The organism is Pseudomonas sp. FDAARGOS_380 (assembly GCF_002591235.1).
Lineage (GTDB): Bacteria > Pseudomonadota > Gammaproteobacteria > Pseudomonadales > Pseudomonadaceae > Aquipseudomonas > Aquipseudomonas salmasensis.
In genome coordinates, this window is record NZ_CP023969.1 from 5,180,802 (window position 1) to 5,199,202 (window position 18,401).

17 protein-coding genes are annotated in these 18,401 nt (G+C 60.1%); 8 read left to right on the plus strand and 9 right to left on the minus strand.

What is annotated here, in order from left to right:
- Nucleotides 1-8 precede the first annotated feature (8 nt).
- Nucleotides 9-1,166, minus strand: a complete 1,158-nt coding sequence (locus CRN80_RS24320; protein WP_098951595.1) for a PQQ-dependent sugar dehydrogenase — start codon at nt 1,164-1,166, stop codon at nt 9-11.
- 12 nt (nt 1,167-1,178) lie between these two features.
- A complete protein-coding gene (locus tag CRN80_RS24325) occupies nt 1,179-1,490 on the minus strand; it encodes a hypothetical protein (protein ID WP_032892000.1) in 312 nt (103 codons plus the stop codon).
- A 185-nt stretch (nt 1,491-1,675) separates the two neighbouring features.
- On the opposite strand from CRN80_RS24325, the gene CRN80_RS24330 reads away from it, so the two are divergent.
- Both CRN80_RS24330 and ligD read left to right on the plus strand, forming a co-directional pair.
- Nucleotides 1,676-2,515 carry a Ku protein gene (locus tag CRN80_RS24330; protein ID WP_003191069.1) on the plus strand — a complete coding sequence of 280 codons (840 nt, stop codon included), beginning with the start codon at nt 1,676-1,678 and terminating at the stop codon, nt 2,513-2,515.
- 24 nt (nt 2,516-2,539) lie between these two features.
- Entirely contained in the window at nt 2,540-5,056 is a 2,517-nt protein-coding gene (gene ligD, locus CRN80_RS24335; RefSeq protein ID WP_098951597.1) for a DNA ligase D, read from the plus strand.
- Between the two features lie 18 nt (nt 5,057-5,074).
- On the opposite strand, the gene lpxO is transcribed toward ligD, so the two are convergent.
- Both lpxO and CRN80_RS24345 read right to left on the minus strand, forming a co-directional pair.
- Nucleotides 5,075-5,974 (minus strand): lipid A hydroxylase LpxO, encoded by a 900-nt coding sequence (gene lpxO / locus CRN80_RS24340; protein ID WP_003191066.1) that lies wholly within the window; start codon nt 5,972-5,974, stop codon nt 5,075-5,077.
- 264 nt (nt 5,975-6,238) lie between these two features.
- Nucleotides 6,239-7,564, minus strand: a complete 1,326-nt coding sequence (locus CRN80_RS24345) for a Wzz/FepE/Etk N-terminal domain-containing protein (protein ID WP_098951599.1) — start codon at nt 7,562-7,564, stop codon at nt 6,239-6,241.
- 340 nt (nt 7,565-7,904) lie between these two features.
- Here CRN80_RS24345 and CRN80_RS24350 point away from each other — a divergent pair, with 340 nt between their 5' ends.
- On the plus strand, nt 7,905-8,291 hold the full coding sequence (locus tag CRN80_RS24350) for a TIGR03067 domain-containing protein (RefSeq protein ID WP_098951600.1): 387 nt from the start codon (nt 7,905-7,907) through the stop codon (nt 8,289-8,291).
- Between the two features lie 242 nt (nt 8,292-8,533).
- On the opposite strand, the gene CRN80_RS24355 is transcribed toward CRN80_RS24350, so the two are convergent.
- On the minus strand, nt 8,534-9,346 hold the full coding sequence (locus tag CRN80_RS24355) for a bifunctional 2-polyprenyl-6-hydroxyphenol methylase/3-demethylubiquinol 3-O-methyltransferase UbiG (protein WP_098951602.1): 813 nt from the start codon (nt 9,344-9,346) through the stop codon (nt 8,534-8,536).
- Between the two features lie 155 nt (nt 9,347-9,501).
- Here CRN80_RS24355 and CRN80_RS24360 point away from each other — a divergent pair, with 155 nt between their 5' ends.
- From CRN80_RS24360 to CRN80_RS24375, 3 genes are all read left to right on the plus strand, one after another.
- A complete protein-coding gene (locus tag CRN80_RS24360; RefSeq protein WP_098952680.1) occupies nt 9,502-10,740 on the plus strand; it encodes an MFS transporter in 1,239 nt (412 codons plus the stop codon).
- A 142-nt stretch (nt 10,741-10,882) separates the two neighbouring features.
- Entirely contained in the window at nt 10,883-12,469 is a 1,587-nt protein-coding gene (locus CRN80_RS24365) for an ABC-F family ATPase (RefSeq protein ID WP_003191057.1), read from the plus strand.
- Between the two features lie 216 nt (nt 12,470-12,685).
- Complete coding sequence (locus CRN80_RS24375) at nt 12,686-13,858, plus strand: MFS transporter (RefSeq protein WP_098951603.1); 1,173 nt, start codon at nt 12,686-12,688, stop codon at nt 13,856-13,858.
- Here CRN80_RS24375 and CRN80_RS24380 read toward each other — a convergent pair.
- Together CRN80_RS24380 and CRN80_RS24385 are read right to left on the minus strand one after the other, a co-directional pair.
- A complete protein-coding gene (locus CRN80_RS24380) occupies nt 13,852-14,889 on the minus strand; it encodes a dienelactone hydrolase (RefSeq protein WP_098951605.1) in 1,038 nt (345 codons plus the stop codon). The two genes, CRN80_RS24375 and CRN80_RS24380, sit on opposite strands and share 7 nt — an antisense overlap.
- Before the next feature lie 191 nt (nt 14,890-15,080).
- Nucleotides 15,081-15,692, minus strand: a complete 612-nt coding sequence (locus CRN80_RS24385; protein WP_003191051.1) for an FMN-dependent NADH-azoreductase — start codon at nt 15,690-15,692, stop codon at nt 15,081-15,083.
- 125 nt (nt 15,693-15,817) lie between these two features.
- Here CRN80_RS24385 and CRN80_RS24390 point away from each other — a divergent pair, with 125 nt between their 5' ends.
- Nucleotides 15,818-16,726 carry a LysR substrate-binding domain-containing protein gene (locus tag CRN80_RS24390; RefSeq protein WP_032892007.1) on the plus strand — a complete coding sequence of 303 codons (909 nt, stop codon included), beginning with the start codon at nt 15,818-15,820 and terminating at the stop codon, nt 16,724-16,726.
- The gene (locus tag CRN80_RS24395) at nt 16,723-17,079 is read left to right on the plus strand and encodes an MmcQ/YjbR family DNA-binding protein (protein WP_003191047.1); all 357 of its coding nucleotides are present in this window, start codon (nt 16,723-16,725) and stop codon (nt 17,077-17,079) included. Before CRN80_RS24390 ends, CRN80_RS24395 begins: the two co-directional genes overlap by 4 nt.
- Here CRN80_RS24395 and CRN80_RS24400 read toward each other — a convergent pair.
- Entirely contained in the window at nt 17,068-17,451 is a 384-nt protein-coding gene (locus CRN80_RS24400) for a DUF1294 domain-containing protein (protein WP_032892008.1), read from the minus strand. The two genes, CRN80_RS24395 and CRN80_RS24400, sit on opposite strands and share 12 nt — an antisense overlap.
- The gene (locus CRN80_RS24405) at nt 17,448-18,278 is read right to left on the minus strand and encodes an undecaprenyl-diphosphate phosphatase (RefSeq protein WP_003191045.1); all 831 of its coding nucleotides are present in this window, start codon (nt 18,276-18,278) and stop codon (nt 17,448-17,450) included. Before CRN80_RS24405 ends, CRN80_RS24400 begins: the two co-directional genes overlap by 4 nt.
- Nucleotides 18,279-18,401 lie beyond the last annotated feature (123 nt).

The window sequence follows — 18,401 nt, forward strand, 5'->3', positions numbered from 1 at the left end:
CCACACGTTTAGTCCTGATTCAGCCCCACTCGATACAACACACCGTCATCCTCATCCGTCAGCACATACAGAAACCCATCCGGCCCCTGCCGCACATCGCGAATCCGCGCTTTCAATTCGCCCAGCAAGCGTTCCTCGTGAACCACCTTGTCACCCTCGAACTGCAAGCGAATCAGCTCCTGGCTGACCAGCGCACCGATAAACAGGTTGTGCTGCCAGGCCTTGAACCGGTCGCCGTCATAGAACGCCATGCCACTGATGCCCGGCGACTTCTCCCACACATGATGGGGCGCCACTGTGCCCTCTGCCGTTTTGCCCTTGGCTTCGGGAATCGGCAGCAGGGAATAGTTGATGCCATGGGTCGCCAGCGGCCAGCCATAGTTCTTGCCGCGCTCGATGATATTGACTTCATCACCGCCACGGGGCCCGTGTTCATTTTCCCAGATCGTGCCGCTCCACGGGTTCAGGGCCAGCCCTTGCGGGTTGCGCTGCCCGTAGGACCAGATCTCGGGACGCACGCCGGGTTGACCGACAAAGGGGTTGTCATCCGGCACGCGCCCATCCGGGTAGATGCGCACCACTTTGCCTTGCAGCTTGTCCAGGTCCTGGGCCGTGGGGCGGTCGTTGTTTTCACCCAGGGTCACGAACAGGTAGCCGTCCCGGTCAAAGGCCAGGCGCGAGCCGAAATGGTTGCCGGTAGACAGCTTGGGCTCCTGGCGCAGAATCACCTTGAAGTCTTCCAAGCCGCTCAAGTCGGCCGCCAAACGCCCACGCCCTACGGCCGTGCCGGCCTTGCCACCCTCGCCACCGCCTTCGGCGTACGACAGGTACACCAGGCGGTCCTGCTTGAAGTCTGGCGACAGCACCACATCCAGCAACCCGCCCTGCCCTTTGGCCCATACCTGCGGCACGCCGTTCAAGGGTGCAGACAGCTTGCCGTCCGGGCTGACAAAGCGCAGGTTTCCAGGCCGTTCGGTCACCAGGAAACCTTGCTGGTCGGGCAGAAACGCCAACGCCCACGGATGGTCCAGGCCCTTGGCGATCGGTGTTGCGGTGATGCTGCCTTGCTCGCTGGGGAACTGTTGGCTATCGGCGGCATACACCGCGCTCAACGGCAGTAACGCGGCGGCGCACAGGGCGGCTAGCAGGGTTTTACGTACGAACATAAGGCGAAATCCTTAGCGGCGATTGCCGTTGGCATCATAGGTGGGCGCTTTGGGTGCGGTGGCCGGACGGCTGGGTGCCGCCTCCTGCTTGGGGTAGCGGTTGCCGATGCCGCCGTTTTCCAGCGTCGGCCGCGGGTTGGCCGGGACAGGCTGGATACTGCGAACCGCCGGTGCATTGGGCTGGGTGCCCTGCATGCTATTGGGGTTGGCCCGGTGAATAGGGCCGTGGTCGCTGCTGCGGCCCGGCAGGTTTTGCGCCTGGGCCAACGGCGCAAGGGCCAGGCCCAGCGCCAGTGCTGCAAGATGACGTACACAAGGGTTCATGGCCAAACCTCTCTATGCCAGGTACTACGTGCTTTCGATAACACGCTACGCCGTGGGTTCGGGTTGTGACACTAAATAGTTTCTCATCAGGTGTAACACGATCTGTCCGAGCATCTATCCGCCGAAACTTTTGCCCTGCGCTGCGAGTCACCAGCACACAGGCTCTTCGTTGAGGAATCACACCTATGCCACGGGCAATCTGGAAAGGCGCCATCAGTTTTGGCTTGGTTCACATCCCGGTATCGCTGGTCTCGGCGACCTCGTCACAAGGCGTCGACTTTGACTGGCTGGACAAGCGCAGCATGGACCCGGTGGGCTACAAGCGCATCAACAAAACCACCGGCAAGGAAGTCACCAAGGAAAATATCGTCAAGGGCGTGGCCTTTGAAAAAGGACGCTACGTGGTGCTCAGCGAAGACGAGATTCGCTCGGCCCACCCCAAGTCCACCCAGACCATCGAAATCATCGCCTTCGTCGCCAGCGACCAGATCCCCCTGCAAAACATCGACACCCCCTACTTCCTCGCTCCGGATAAACGCGGCGGCAAGGTCTATGCCCTGCTGCGCGAAGCGCTGAAAAAAACCGGCAAGGTCGCGCTAGCCAACGTGGTGCTGCACACCAAGCAACACCTGGCTGCGTTGATGCCGCTGGAGTCGGCCCTGGTGCTAGTCATGCTGCGCTGGCCCGCCGAAGTGCGCAGCCTGGATGAACTGGAACTGGGCAGCGATGTGACAAAACCGACCCTGGCCAAAGGTGAATTGGACATGGCCAAGCGCCTAGTGGAAGACATGAGCGCCGACTGGCAGCCCGATGAATACCGTGACAGCTTCCAGGACAAGATCCGGGCACTGGTAGCGAAAAAGGCCAAGGCCGGCAAGATCGAAGACGTGGAAACGGCCGAAGGCGGCGAAGAGCGCAAGTCCGCCGATGTCATCGACCTGACCGAACTGCTCAAACGCAGCCTGGCGGGTAAACCTGCGGCGAAAAAGAGCACCGCGAAAAAGTCCAATAACAAGGCCTCTTGAGCCTGCCATTGACGGGAGCACAACATGGCAAAGCCCCTGAGCGAGTACAACCGCAAGCGTGATTTCAAGATCACCGCCGAACCCGCCGGCAGCTCACCCAGCAAACGTAAAGCCTCGGCCCTAAGCTTTGTGATTCAAAAGCACGATGCGCGCAACCTGCATTACGACTTTCGCCTGGAACTTGATGGCGTGCTGTTGAGCTGGGCGGTGCCCAAGGGCCCGAGCCTGGACCCGAGCCAGAAACGCCTCGCGGTGCATGTGGAAGACCACCCACTGAGCTACGGCAGTTTCGAGGGCAGCATTCCCGCCGGCCAATACGGTGCGGGGGATGTAATCGTGTGGGACCGAGGCATTTGGCAACCCCACGATGACCCGCGCAAGGCCTATGCGGCGGGCAAACTCAAATTCACCCTGATCGGTGAGAAGCTCTCCGGTGACTGGGCTCTGGTACGAACCCGGCTCAAGGGCAGCGGCGACAAAGAGCAATGGCTGTTGATCAAGGAAAACGATCAGCAGGCGCGCCCGGCCTCTGAATTCGATATTGTCGAGGCCGAACCCGCCAGCGTGCTCAGCGATGCGGTGGTGGGTAAGCCAAAAGCCACGGCCAAGGCCAAACCCAAGGCCGCGCCAAAAGCCAAAGCGCCCAAGCGTACCGCTGCCCTGCCGGATGAGTTCGCCCCTCAATTGGCAACCCTGGTGGACCGGGCGCCCGAAGGTGATTGGCGCTACGAGATCAAGTTCGATGGCTACCGCATCATGGCGCGCATTCGCGACGGTGAAGTGCGCCTGTTCACCCGCAACGGCCACGACTGGACCGAGCGCCTGCCGCGTCAGTGCAAAGCCTTGCAAGCCCTCAAGCTCAAGGACAGTTGGCTCGATGGCGAAGTGGTCAGCCTCAATGGCGACGGGCTGCCGGATTTCCAGGCGCTGCAAAACGCATTCGATATCGGCCGTAGTCTCGACATCGTCTATTACCTGTTCGACGCCCCGTTTTTGAACGGCCGCGACCAACGCGAAGACCCGGTCGAAGAGCGTCGTGCTGCGCTTAAATCCGCACTGTCCGGCAGCCGAAGTAAACTGCTGCGCTTTTCCGAAGCCTTTGCCGCCAGCCAGCGCGATATTTTCGAAAGCGCCTGTGACCTGGCGCTCGAAGGTGTGATCGGCAAGCGTGCTGGCAGCCCCTACGTGTCGCGGCGCAGTGACAACTGGATCAAGCTCAAATGCCGCCTGCGCCAGGAATTCGTGATCGTCGGCTACACCCGCCCCCAAGGTTCGCGCAGCGGCTTTGGTGCGCTGCTGCTGGCGGTCAACGATGACACCGGCCTGGTCTATGCCGGGCGCGTAGGCACGGGCTTTGATCAGGCGGCGCTGAAAAGTATCTATGCCCAGCTCACCCCGCTTGAGCGCAAGGACTCGCCACTGCAAAAGCCGCTGACCAGTGCCCAGGCCCGTGGCGTGCACTGGGTTGAGCCGAGCCTGGTCGGTGAAGTGCAATTTGCCGAGTGGACCCGTGAAGGCGTGGTGCGCCAGGCCGCGTTTGTGGGCCTGCGTACCGACAAGCCAGCCTCGCAGATCATTCATGAACAGCCGCGTGCGGCCAAGTCGGTCAAGGCATCCGGGGCATCGAAAGCCGGTAAAGCCCAGGCAACGGTGAAGAACGTGAAAATCACTCACCCCGAGCGCATTATCGACACGCACAGCGGCACGCAGAAACAGCAACTGGCGCAGTTCTACACCGATATCAGTGAATGGATACTGCCCTTCCTGCGTGGACGTGCCGTGTCATTGTTGCGGGCGCCGGAAGGTATTGAAGGTGAGCAGTTCTTCCAGAAGCACTCAGAGCGCATGGCAATCCCGCACATCAAGCAATTGGACCCGGCGCTGGACCCAGGTCATGCGCGCCTGATGGAAATAGACAGCGTGGATGCCCTGGTCGGCGCCGTGCAAATGGGTACGATCGAGTTTCACACCTGGGGGGCCACCGCAGACAAGATCGAAACGCCTGACCTGTTTGTTCTCGATCTCGACCCGGACCCGGCACTGCCCTGGAAAGCCATGCTGGAAGCCGCCCAACTGACCCTGTCGGTACTCGATGAGCTGGGCTTGCAAGCCTTCGTTAAAACCAGCGGCGGCAAGGGCCTGCATTTGATCGTGCCGTTGGCCCGGCGCGATGGCTGGGACACCGTGAAGGCGTTCGCCAAAGCCATTGCCCAATTCATGACCCGCCAACTGCCCGAACGCTTTACCGCCACCAGTGGCCCCAAGAACCGCGTGGGCAAGATCTTTATCGATTACCTGCGCAACGCCCGTGGCGCCAGTACCGTGGCGGCGTATTCAGTGCGGGCACGCCCGGGCCTGCCAGTGTCGGTGCCGGTGAGTCGAGAGGAGTTGAAAGGGTTGCGCGGCGCCCAGCAGTGGACAGTGGCGAACCTGCATCAGCGGCTACAAGCGTTGAAGGACGACCCGTGGGCCGGGTATGCCAATCGGCAGAAGATCAGCAAAAAGATGTGGGACAAGCTGGGCGCGCAACCCCCTGAGTGATCCGCGCCCTGAGCCAGGTCAGATAAGAATGAAGATCAGCGCCAGACCGGCAAAGATCGCCCACTTTTCCAGGTAGTAGCGCGTGCGATTACGCTTTTTAAGCTCTTTGCCACGCAAGCGAATCTTGTACAAGCGAGTGAAGGCACGGTTGAGGCCGCCGGTCTTGTCGCCCTCGTCGTTGGGCGAACCCGCAGCGGCCATCACATTGCGGCTGAACCAACGGTTGAACGCCGCCGCCCAGCGGTACTTCATCGGCCGTTCGATGTCGCAGAACAAAATGATGCGGTTCTGTTGCGTGGTGTTTTCCGCGTAGTGAATGTAAGTCTCGTCAAACATTACCGGCTCACCGTCGCGCCAGTAATAGTTTTCACCATCCACGTTGATATAGCAGCCCGGGTCATTAGGCGTATCCAGCCCCAGGTGATAACGGTACGAGCCCGCGTACGGGTCACGGTGGCGCACCAGCTTGGAGCCCGGTGGCAGCTCGGCGAACATCGCCGCCTTGATCGAGCCGATGCTCTGCACCAGTTCGGTGGTGCGTGGGCACAGCTTCATCGCCGACGGGTGGCTGTCGCCGTACCACTTGAGGTAGAAACGCTTCCAGCCGGTCTTGAAGAACGAATTGAAACCTACGTCGTTGTATTGCTCCGAGCGCTTGATCTCCCCCGCTCGCATCAGGTTCTGGCCTTCTTCGCGGATCTCTTCCCAGTGCTCCTGCAACGGGCTCAGGTCCGGAAAGTCGCTGGGTGAGAGATAGGGACGGCTGGGCTGCTTGGAGAACAGGTACAGGAAACAGTTGATCGGCGCCAGGAACGTCGAGTGATCGCTAAGCTGGCGACCCAGCTTGTGTCGCACCCGACCGCGCAGGTGTACATACGCAATGGAAGCAACGTAGAGAGCAACAATGATGAGTTTCAAGGGATTCGTCACACGTCAGGGAGAGAACAGGCTGCTCCTGCGGGCTCACAACGGCCGAGGATGGATAAGCAGCACCTGAAATCACAATTCACATACAGGCAACACGGCCGGCGGGATAACCGCCTGCGTGCCACCATTGGCAGTTATTTAGCCACACTTTGTAACCAAAGGTTAACTAAGAATTGTGAAAAGCTGTCTACTGAGTGTGCTGGGGGTAGGAGCAAGCAGGCCCTTGAGCCTGCCTGTTTGAGGGCGTTTGCAGGGTTACAGCGGCGAATCGTTACCCTCGCGGCGATCGCCTAATGCCGTATAGGGTACGGCTTGAGCGCGGCTGCGAACGAAGTAGCGGATCAGCGCAATCATCAGGCCCAGCAACAGGCCGCCGACGAGGCTCAACGCGATGACCAGCGGCTTCTTCGGCTTGATCGGCGACAGAGGCTCCTGGGCTCGACGGTCAATCGTCACCAGCTTGAGGTTGCTCATGTCGATGTTCAAACCACGCAACCTGGCGACTTCAGCGCGAAGCGGCTCGACGTCCTGCAAGAAGATGTCTTCGTTGCCACGCTTGCGCAACACTTCAACCTCACGGTTGCTTTCAAGCAGTTGCAGGTCTTTGCCGATCTCGGCGATACGCGGGTTGGTGAAGTCATCACTGGTACGCTGTTGCAATGCAGCGCGCTCGGCTTCCAACGCCTCGGTCCCCATGAAATACAACGGGATCTTCTGGTTGTTCACCTCGGTACGCATGACCTGGCTCGAACCCGTGCGGGTGGAGTCGGCCATAGAGGACGGCGTTGTCGGTGTACGGATGCCCATGGACTTGGCAATGCTGATGGCTTCGGCCAACTCGGCCAGGCGGTTGGTGCGTTCCATCTTCATCTGCAGGCGCAAAGCGCTCAGTTCATCCTGCAGTTGAGCACGCTTGAGCCGGTCGGCTTCCAGCAGCTTGGCGATCTTGGATTCTTTATCGGTATCGTAGTTGGCGCGGGCGGCGTCGATCTTGCCCTTGAGCTCGCTCAAACGGTTATTGACGATCACCTTCAGGTCAGCACCCACCTGCTGACGCTCGGCGGCAATGGCGTAGTCAACAAAACCGTTGAGAATCGCAACACCGTCGACGTCGGTCGGGTATTGCAGCTCCAGACGAATATAGCTGCTCAACGAATCGGATTTCTTCGGATCGGGCAAAATCAGATTGACCGAATTGCGGTTGAACGCCTCAAAGCTCTGCTCAAGGGTTTGCCCCGGTTTCTTGAACGCCTTGAACAACTCCTCATGGTCCTTGAAGAACCCCAGGCGCGCATCATAAGAGTCCAGCTGTGCGCCCACTTTGAGCAACGCATCGGCAGGCGGCAACTTATACACTTCCGAACGGTTCAAGGCGTCTAGCTCGTTGATTGCAGCAGGCCGCAACACACTGCTGACTTCATACGTCTTGGGTGCCAGGAAGGCATAACCTGCGCCTAATACCCCGGCCAGAAGCGTACACCCGACCACCAGCTTTTTTTGTCGCCAGATGGCGTGAAACAATTCAAACAAATCAATTTCATCAGACGCTGCGGAAGGCGGAAGCGGGGAAGTACGATTCAAAATAAGAACACCTTAAAATAATACTAAAAGGCCATCATTCTCAGAAGTCTAAAAGACTTCAAAAATCAGGGACAACGCCCTGGATACGGCAGACCAATGGCGATGTGACCACTCCGCCCCCTGAAATATCCCACAAACTTAGGGATTATTTCTGTTTCATTTCGGTGAGTAAGCCAAATGACACAGCCATGTCAGACTGATCTGGTTGCAAGCGTAGTCAATACAACATGAAAAAGCTGTCAAATACCTGTCTTATAAAGAAAAAAATTTCGCCTACCTGTGGGACAGTGTCAGCCTTAATACAATTGAACATTTTTTTGAACAGCAATAAGGAGTTTGCATGTCACCGCTTTCAGCCTCGGACTTTCACGCATTGCAAGGCACTTGGGAACAAACAGCCCTTGAAGACAGTGGCGTGCGTAACCCCGTGGATGCCCACAGCGCGCCAGGCGCGATCACGACCATTGCAGGGGATCGCTTCGAAGTGACCACGGTCAGTGGCGAACTATTATTGGCGGGTCGGTTCGAGCTGGACGCCAGTACCACGCCCAAAAGCATTACCTGGACAGATGCCATTGGCGAAGACGCAGGCAAGCAGCTCCCCGCCAGTTACCGGCTCGACGGCGATGATTTCGTATTTATCGCAGCGGATGAAGGCATGCTCAGGCCCACCGTGTTCAGCACCGGCCCTGGGCAAACCATGCGCACCTTCGTACGGCGCTCATGAATGCCCCTCTGTAGGAGCGAGCTTGCTCGCGAAAAACTCACAGACGCTGCGTTCATTCAGGCAACACGCGTAATCGTTAGCGTTCTTCGCGAGCAAGCTCGCTCCTACACGTCATCCGATTTGATCACGGCATTTTCACAAGGCCTTCACTTTTCCACCTATAGGGTGAAGCCTACCTACTCCAGTGAATCCCTTGGCCCGCCCTCTCCTCGCGGGCCTTTTTTTGCCTGCGCAAACCTTGATCAGCCATCACGTTTGGTCGCTGTCAGGGTAAAACACAAGGGCAGTTGCGCGGCCTGATGCTCATACTGTTCGTAAAGTTCTTCCCGGTTGCAATGCGGGTATTCCTGCAAATGGGCGATCTGCAACTGCGCTGCGATAGCCCCGCTGACCACGCTGCCCAGGGTATGTACGTACCAATAGGAGGTCGGCCCGGGCCGTTCATCCTTCCCTTCATAGACAATTGCCTCCTGCAGTACAAAGGGCTCGCGCTGAAAGTAAGAACTGGCAGGCTGCATCGGGTTGGCCCCACAGGGGTCAAACACCTCGAGAAAGGGATGGGTTTCGTACATGACCAGCGTGCCCCCGGGCTTCAGCACACTGGCAACCTGGCGCATGAACAGCGCGACATCCGGCATCCAGCCCAGCACGCCAATGGTCACCAGGGCAATATCGAACCGTGCCTGCAAACGCTCGGGCAAATGGTGGATATCGGTCTCAATGAACTCAGGGCTATGCGGCGAGACCTCGGCCAATTCCCGCGCCTGTTCAAGAAACGCCCGGGATTGATCGACCCCCACCACCGAACGCGCGCCCAAGCCATACAGCGATAGGCTTTCGCGCCCGTTGTTGCAGCACAACTGCACCACGTCCTTGCCCACCACGCCCACTTCTTGCAGCAAGGTGGTGATGGTCGGGTCAAGGCAGGAAAAATCAGGCTCGGCTACCGCGGTCAGTAGTGCCGTCCAGGTCGCGGTATCTTTGTGCAACCCGGCAGACTCATCCCAGGCAGTTTTGTTGCTGGTAATCGCCTCTTGCGCTGAGGGCATGTCCATTGCTTCTCCAGAAACTCATTACAGGGGGCTTTGGAAAGTAAGTTAAATGCACGCAGGAGGAAAGCCTCCCCGACCGCGAAACTTATCACCCAGCTCACAGGTCACTAACCCAATGCGCGTTCAGCCCCTGAGCGCCGCTCTTGAAGGTCCGCACCGTGGCCCGTCATTCAGACCTGCGCATCGCTTTATCCCTGGACAGCCTGAACTTCTTTCTCGCCGATGTGCGCGACGGTCTCGGACCGTACCTGGCGATCTATCTGTTGGCCGTGCATCAATGGGAGCCGGCCAGCATTGGCGTGGTCATGACCCTGGCAGGCATCGCGGCCTTGCTGACCCAAGGCCCCGCTGGTGCGCTGATCGACCGCACTCGCAGCAAACGCGCGGTGGTGGCCATTGCTGCGCTGCTGGTGACGGGCAGTTGCCTGATGCTGCCCTTCGTCAGCTCATTTGGCTGGGTGGCGTTGACCCAGGCCGCCAGCGCCGTAGCTGCCTCTGTCTTTGCCCCGGCAATTTCCGCCATCTCGCTGGGGATTACCGGGCCCCGCGCCTTCACCCGGCGTACCGGGCGCAACGAGACCTTCAACCACGCGGGTAATGCCGTGGCCGCGTTGCTGGCCGGCGGGTTGGCCTACCTGTTCGGGCCGGTGGTGGTGTTCTACCTGATGGCCTTTATGGCGGTCGCCAGTGTCATTGCGGTCAGTTGCGTGCCGGCCAAGGCGATTGATCATGAGGCCGCCCGTGGTTTCGATCCGGCCCATCACACCGACCATGAACAACCCTCGGGCCTGAAAGCGTTGCTGACCAACCAGCCGCTGTTATTGTTCGCCATCTGCTGCGCACTGTTTCACTTGGCCAACGCTGCAATGTTGCCGCTGGTCAGCCAAAAACTGGCGCAAATCAATCTGCAGATGGCCACCCCGCTGACGTCAGCCTGCATCGTCGCCGCGCAGTTGGTGATGGTGCCGATGGCCTGGCTGGTCGGGCTCAAGGCCGATGTCTGGGGGCGCAAGCCGCTGTTGCTTGCAGGTTTCCTGATACTGCCGCTGCGTGGCGTGCTCTATACCTTGTCCAGCGACCCCTACTGGCTGGTGGCCGTGCAGATGCTCGACGGTATCGGCGCCGGCATTTTCGGCGCCCTGTTCCCAGTGATCGTCAAAGACCTGACCCAAGGCACCGGGCGCTTCAACGTCAGCCTGGGCGCCCTCTCCACCGTATTTGGCCTCGGCGCGGCGCTCAGTAGCAGCCTGGCCGGTTTCGTGGTGCAGCAGGCTGGCTACAACGCGGCGTTCCTGACGTTGGCGGCGGTTGCGGCCGCTGCCTTGATGCTGTTGTGGCTGGCCATGCCGGAGACCTTGGCAAAACCATCCTTCGCTCGCCATACAACTGTCGCCTGACATATGCGACAATGCGCGCCAAATTCCAACACACATCCCAAATTTTGTGTTCAGCGACCGGGTTTCGCGCCTTGATGTCGCTGTTGACGCATGCCTGAAGGCACCTGCCGTCACGCTCGCAACCCATTGATAGGTAAAGTAATTGATCTCCACAGCTAACATCACCATGCAGTTCGGCGCCAAGCCGCTCTTCGAGAACGTCTCGGTCAAGTTCGGCGCCGGCAACCGCTATGGTTTGATCGGTGCCAACGGTTGCGGCAAGTCGACCTTCATGAAAATCCTCGGTGGCGACCTCGACCCGTCCGGCGGCCAGGTCATGCTCGAGCCGAATGTACGCCTGGGTAAACTGCGCCAGGACCAGTTCGCCTACGAAGAATTCACCGTGCTCGACACCGTGATCATGGGCCACGAGGAGCTGTGGAAGGTCAAGGCCGAGCGCGATCGCATCTACTCGCTGCCGGAAATGAGCGAAGAAGACGGCATGGCCGTGGCCGAGCTGGAAACCGAGTTCGCCGAGATGGACGGCTACACCGCCGAATCCCGCGCCGGTGAGCTGCTGCTGGGCCTGGGCATTCCCCTGGAACAGCATTTCGGCCCGATGAGTGAAGTGTCCCCAGGCTGGAAGCTGCGCGTATTGCTGGCCCAGGCGCTGTTCTCGGATCCTGAAGTGCTGTTGCTCGACGAACCGACCAACCACTTGGACATCAACACCATCCGCTGGCTGGAAAACATCCTGACCCAGCGCTCCAGCCTGATGATCATCATCTCTCACGACCGTCACTTCCTGAACAGCGTGTGCACCCACATGGCTGACCTGGACTACGGCGAGCTGCGCCTGTTCCCGGGCAACTATGACGAGTACATGACCGTGGCGACCCAGTCCCGCGAGCAATTGCTGTCGGACAACGCCAAGAAGAAAGCGCAGATCTCCGAACTGCAATCCTTCGTCAGCCGCTTCTCGGCCAACGCCTCGAAAGCCAAGCAGGCCACCTCCCGCGCCAAGGCGATCGACAAGATCCAGCTGGCCGAAGTCAAACCGTCGAGCCGTGTGAGCCCGTTCATCCGTTTCGAGCAGAACAAAAAGCTGCACCGCCAGGCGGTCATGGTCGAAAAAATGGCCAAGGGTTTTGACGGCAAGCCGCTGTTCAAAGACTTCAGCTTCCAGGTTGAAGCCGGCGAACGCGTGGCGATCATCGGCCCTAACGGTATCGGCAAGACCACCCTGTTGCGCACCCTGGTCAACGAACTGACCCCGGACGCCGGCAGCATCAAGTGGACCGACGCCGCCGAGCTGGGCTACTACGCCCAGGACCACGCCCACGACTTCGAAGACGACGTGAGCCTGTTCGACTGGATGGGCCAATGGACCCAAGGCGAGCAAATGATTCGTGGCACCCTGGGCCGCATGTTGTTCTCCAACGACGAGATCCAGAAGTCGGTCAAAGTGATCTCCGGTGGTGAACAAGGGCGCATGCTGTTCGGCAAGCTGATCCTGCAAAAGCCGAACGTGCTGATCATGGACGAACCGACCAACCACTTGGACATGGAATCCATCGAAGCGCTGAACCTGGCGCTGGAGAACTACCCGGGCACGCTGATCTTCGTCAGCCACGACCGTGAGTTCGTATCGTCCCTGGCCACCCGCATTATCGAGTTGAGCCCTAGCGGCGTGATCGACTTCAGCGGCACCTATGACGACTATCTGCGCAGCCAGGGTGTGGTGTTCTAAGAACAGCACTTAGCTGCAAGCAAAAGCCCTGTCCCTGTGACGGGGCTTTTCGCATGCACACTACTGTAGGAGCGAGCTTGCTCGCGAAAAACCTGAGAGCACCGCGCAGAATCAGGCAACCCGCGTTATCGTTGACGTTCTTCGCGAGCAAGCTCGCTCCTACAGGCAGGCGGGATATGCCATGATGCTTTACCGCCCGCCAGCGATTGAGTATTCATGCCTGCCGCCCCCTCCTCCTTGTCGATCACCCTGCAGATCGTTTCCATCGTCTTCTACACCTTCATTGCCTTTATCTGCATCGGCCTGCCGATCGCGGTGATTCCAGGCTATGTGCATGAGCAACTGGGCTTCAGCGCCGTCGTGGCCGGGGTGACCATCGGCTCGCAATACCTGGCCACGCTGCTCAGCCGCCCGATGGCCGGGCGCATGTCAGATAACGTCGGTACCAAGCGCGCGATCGTGCTGGGCCTGGCCGGCATTCTGATCAGCGGTGTACTGACCTTCATCGCCACGCTGCTGGAAAGCCTACCGAGCGTGAGCCTGGGTATTCTGATCGCCGGTCGCCTGCTGCTGGGCGTAGCCCAGGGCCTGATTGGCGTGGGGACCATCAGTTGGTGCATGGGCGCCGTGGGCGCTGAGCACACCGCTCGCTCGATCTCCTGGAATGGCATCGCCTCTTATGGCGCAATCGCCATTGGTGCGCCCCTTGGCGTGGTGATGGTGGCTGACTACGGCTACACCAGCCTCGGTCTCGCCCTGGCGGTGTTGGCGGCGTTGGGCCTGGTGCTGATCCGCAATAAACCCTCGGTGCCAGTGGTGCGTGGCGAGCGGCTGCCGTTTTGGGCGGTGTTCGGGCGTATCGCGCCATTCGGCGCCAGCCTGTGCCTGGCTTCGATTGGCTACGGCACGCTGACGACCTTCATCACCCTGTATTACCTCAATCGTGGCTGGACCGGTGCGGCGTATTGCCTGACGGTATTTGGTGTGTGCTTTATTCTCTCGCGCCTGGTGTTTATCTCAGCCATCAGCCGGTTTGGCGGGTTCACCGCCGCCATCGCCTGCATGCTGATCGAAACCCTGGGCCTGACGCTGTTGTGGCTGGCGCCGTCTACCGGCGTGGCCTTGATCGGCGCCGGGTTGACCGGCTTTGGCTTGTCGTTGGTGTACCCGGCGCTCGGCGTGGAAGCCATCAAGCAAGTGCCGGACAGCAGCCGCGGCGCGGGGCTGAGCGCCTATGCGGTGTTTTTCGACCTGGCCCTGGCGATTGCCGGGCCGTTGATGGGCGCCGTGGCGTTGAACCTCGGCTATGGCTGGATCTTCTTCTGCGCGGCGTTGCTGTCGGTCAGCGCGCTCGGCCTGACCGTACTGCTCAGGCGCCGCGCCTACTGATCAGCGGTTTGCAAGCCGGCGCGGGTGGCCTCACCCAGGGTATGGCTGAAAAAACGCCCGGCCTCGGAGACCAGGTCGCGGTGGATGCCTTCGCGATCGACGCCATCGGCATCTGTGCAAATGGCCGGCATGCTCGCCAGTTGGTCACTGTCACACGGCGCCATGAACACGAAGTGCCCGGCCCCGGCCAACAGTTTGAAATCCGGTGGCTGCGGCAACTTGCGCGCCAGGGCGGCGGCGTTTTTGTCCACGGCCACCAGCTGGTCGCCATCGCCACTGTAGAGCAGCACCGGCACATGCACGTCGGCCAGGGTGTGGCGGCCAAACATCAAGCTCAGCGGCGCCATCAGCATCAAGGCATGGATGCGCGGGTCGGCCTGGGGTTGCAAATCGTCGCGGTCGACCACCAGTTCGCCCTTGGTGGTGCACGCATCGCGGTCTTCGGGGCGCTCCTGGCAGTAGCGGCGCAGACGTTCGAAATCAGGCTTGGCGCCGGCCAGGATCAATGCCGTCTCGCCACCGGCGGAATAACCGATGACGCCGATCTGATCGATATCCACAAAGGGCGACAGCATCGGCTCGGCCAAGGCGGCGGTGATCGCCTGGGAAATCTGGATCGGCCGACCGTACAAATTGCTCACGGTGCCCAGGCGGCTGTGGTCCTTGTAGTTGTCACCGGGATGCAGTACCGCCACCACCACAAAGCCCTTGCGTGCCAAGGCGGTGGCCAGGTCATGCAGGGCCAGCGGCGTGCCGGTATTGCCGTGGGACAACATCAGCATCGGGAATCGCCCGATCGCCACCTTGGCATCTTCGCTGGCCGCCACATGGTAGGCGCCCAGCGCGGTGGAGCGCTCGGCATCGGTGGAGGGGTAGAACGCGATGGCTTTCATCGGCTGCGCATCCAGCGGGTCGAGAAAACTCATGCGATGAAACCCCACGCTCCAATGGGGGTGCGGTGCCGGCGCGGCGTGCACTGAAACCAGGCCGCCCAACAGCGAAAGAACCAAAACAGCACAAAGACGCATCATGGGGATGTCCACCTTTGCTGCACAAGAACCGGCCTGTCGAATAAAAAGTCCAGGGTATCGAATGGATGTCTGCATAACCTGGGCCACAACGAAAAAACTCCGTACTCCGCTCGCGCTCAGGCGATCAGAATACAGAGTTTAGGCGCCCGGTTTCAGAATGAAACCGAGGATGGAGCAAATTTACATAAGCCTTACGCAGCGGCGAACAGTTGCTCGTTGATGCGCACGTTGGCGTCGCTCATGGCTTTGCTGCGCACTTCATCACCGTAGGCCAGGCCTTCGGCGCGAACGATCTCGATGTCGGTGATGCCGAGGAAACCGAACAGCAGCTTCAAGTAGCCTTCGTGGGCAGCGCCCGAAGCTTGGTCGGCATGCAGGCCGCCGGCGGTGGAGACAATAATGACCTTCTTGTTGCCGCACAGGCCTTCAGGGCCGGCTTCGGTGTAACGGAAGGTCTGGCCGGCTACCGCGATGCGGTCGATCCAGGCTTTCAACTGGGTGGGGATGGTGAAGTTGTACATCGGCGCACCGACTACCACGGCATCGGCGGCAAGGAACTCAGCCAGCGACGATGCACTCAGTTCAGCCTCGTGCTTTTGCGCCGCATCGCGCAGTTCGGCGGCAGTGCCCAATGCACCCAGGGTAGCGCCGGAGAAATGGTTGATGCCTTCGCTGGCGAGGTCACGGTAAGTCACTTCCACGCCCGGCTGGGCGGCTTGCCATGCCTTGACCACACCCGCGCTGAGCTGACGGGAGGCCGAGTTGTCGCCGAGGATGCTGGAATCGATGTGCAACAGTTTCATGATGGATCTCCGAGGTGGGATCGACAGTGGCGATCAGATGGTGGTGATGCTACGCATGAAACCAATGGTCGATAAGCCATCTGAAATGCGATAGTTTGTCCCACTGACAGGACAATAGGCCCACCATGCAAGACCTCAACGACCTCTACTATTTCGCTAAAGTCGTCGAAGCCGGCGGTTTTGCTGCGGCTGGCCGGCTACTCGGGATTCCCAAATCCAGGCTGTCACGGCGCATTGCCGAACTGGAAGACCGCCTGGGTGCACGCCTGCTGCAACGCACCACCCGGCAACTGACCCTTACCGCCGTGGGTGAGCGCTACTTGCGCCACTGCCAGGCCATGTTGCTGGAAGCGGAAATGGCCGACGAGGCCGTGGCCAGTATGTCCAGCGAGCCGCGTGGGCGGCTTCGGGTCAGTTGCCCGGTGGGCTTGGCCCAGCAGATCCTGCCGGAGCTGGTAGCCGGTTTTTTGGCCGCCCACCCGTTGGTGCAGTTGGACATGACCCTGGTGAATCGCCGCGTCGACCTGGTGGCCGAAGGCATTGATGTAGCGCTGCGCGTACGCGAACTGGGCGACGAAGACCCGTTGCTGGTCACCAAACGCCTGCGCCAGGCGCATACCGTGCTGGTGGCCAGCCCCGTTTTCATGCGTGAGCGGCGGGTCGAAACCCTGGAAGACCTCAAGCAGCTGCCAATCCTTGGCGCACTCGAGGCCGACCGAATGGTGCACCAACGCATCATCGACCCCCAGGGCAACATGCACGAACTAGTGATGGAGGCGCGCTTGGGCATCGAAGACTTTATCGTGCGCAAGGCCAGCGCAATGATGGGCGTGGGCTTTACGGTGCTGCCAATGATGTACTGCGAAGCAGAACTGGCTAATGGCCGCCTGGTGCAATTGCTACCGGAGTGGTCGTTGCCGGGCGGCTGGCTTCAGGCGGTGTACCCGCACCGGCGCGGTGTGCTGCCGGCCATCCGGGCCTGGATCGACTATCTGGAAGAAGGCTTCAAGGGCTGTGGAGATCGGCTGTTATGAGCATGACAGAAGAACAAGTCGCAGGTTTCTGCCTGAGCCTGCCAGGCGCACGGGAAGACTATAAATGGGGCGGCGTGAGGGTGTTTTCGATTGCCGGCAACAAGATGTTCGCCTTACAGAACCTGCGCGGTGAATCGCTGGCCTTCAAGGTCGACAAGGAGCTGTTCCTGGGCCACGTCGACCGGCCGGGCATTCACCCGGCGCCTTACCTGGCGAGGGCGCAGTGGGTCATCATGAACACGCCCTACCCTTTGGGCGCTGAGGAACTGCGCGGCTTGTTGCAGCGCTCCCACCAGTTGGTGGTGAGCAAGCTGCCCAAGCGCACGCAGATTGGCTTGCGGCTAGAGGATTGACAGCAAGGTGCCGCCCAAGAACAACTGGTCCAGCCAGAACACCTGGTGCAACAGCACAATCACCCAGAACAGCACCTGGTAAGACACCTTGCGCGTCTTGTGCCGGAACACCTGCTGGGCGATCAACGCCCCCGGCCAACCGCCGGCCAGCTCCACCGCATGCAGGATGTTTTCCGGGGTGCGCCAGCCTTCAGTCTGTGCTTTGCGCTTATCGCTCCAGTACAGGAAGAACGCCACTACACTGACCACGCCGTAAGCCATCAATGGGATGACCGTTTCGCCGCGATACCACAGCAAGGCCGAGCCCAGCAGCGGCGCGGCACACAGCAGCACAAAGATCAGCGCCTTCAGGCGTGGGTGCTGGATGCTCATGGCTTGACCGCAGTCCAGTCGATCCAGCCGAATTGCCAGGTCGCCAGGATCACCAGGCCAAAGGCAATCCGGTACCAGGCAAACGCCGCATAGCTGTGGCTGGCGATGAACTTGAGCAGGGCCTTGACCGCAATCATCGCGAAGATGAATGAGGTGACAAAGCCAATGGCGAACACCGGCAGGTCCGCGGGCTGGAACAGGTCACGGTATTTATAGCCTGAGTACACCGCTGCACCCACCATGGTCGGCATCGCCAGGAAGAACGAGAACTCGGTGGCGGTCTTGCGTGACAGGCCGAACAACAGGCCGCCGATGATCGTCGCACCGGAGCGCGAGGTGCCAGGGATCATGGCCAGGCACTGGGCCAGGCCGACTTTCAGGGCGTCTTTCCAGGTGATGTCATCGACGCTCTCAGCCCGCACCGCATGTTGGCGGCGTTCAGCCCACAACATGATCACGCCGCCCACCACCAGCGCCGTGGCCACGGTGATCGGGTTGAACAGGTAGTGCTTGATCAGGTCGGCGAAGATCACCCCAAGTACCACTGCCGGCAATACGGCAATGATCAGGTTGACCGTGAAACGCCGGGCTTTGGGTTGGGTCGGCAGGCCGATGACCACGTCAAAGATCTTGCGGCGAAACTCCCAGACTACCGCCAGGATCGCGCCGAGCTGGATGATGATATTGAAGGCTTCGAAACGCTCGCCGCCAAAATTGATCAGGTCGGCGACGATGATCTGGTGGCCGGTGCTGGAGATCGGCAAGAACTCCGTAAGCCCCTCGACGATGCCGAGAATCAATGCCTGTATGGCGGTCCAAAAATCCATGCTGTCTCCAAAGGTCATGCACGGGGCATGCCTCTTAGTCTTTTTTAAGTTCACTGACGACGAGCGCACACAAGCGCCCGCGGTTGATTCTCAACGCCGGTCTGCAAAAATTCCGTGAAAAAT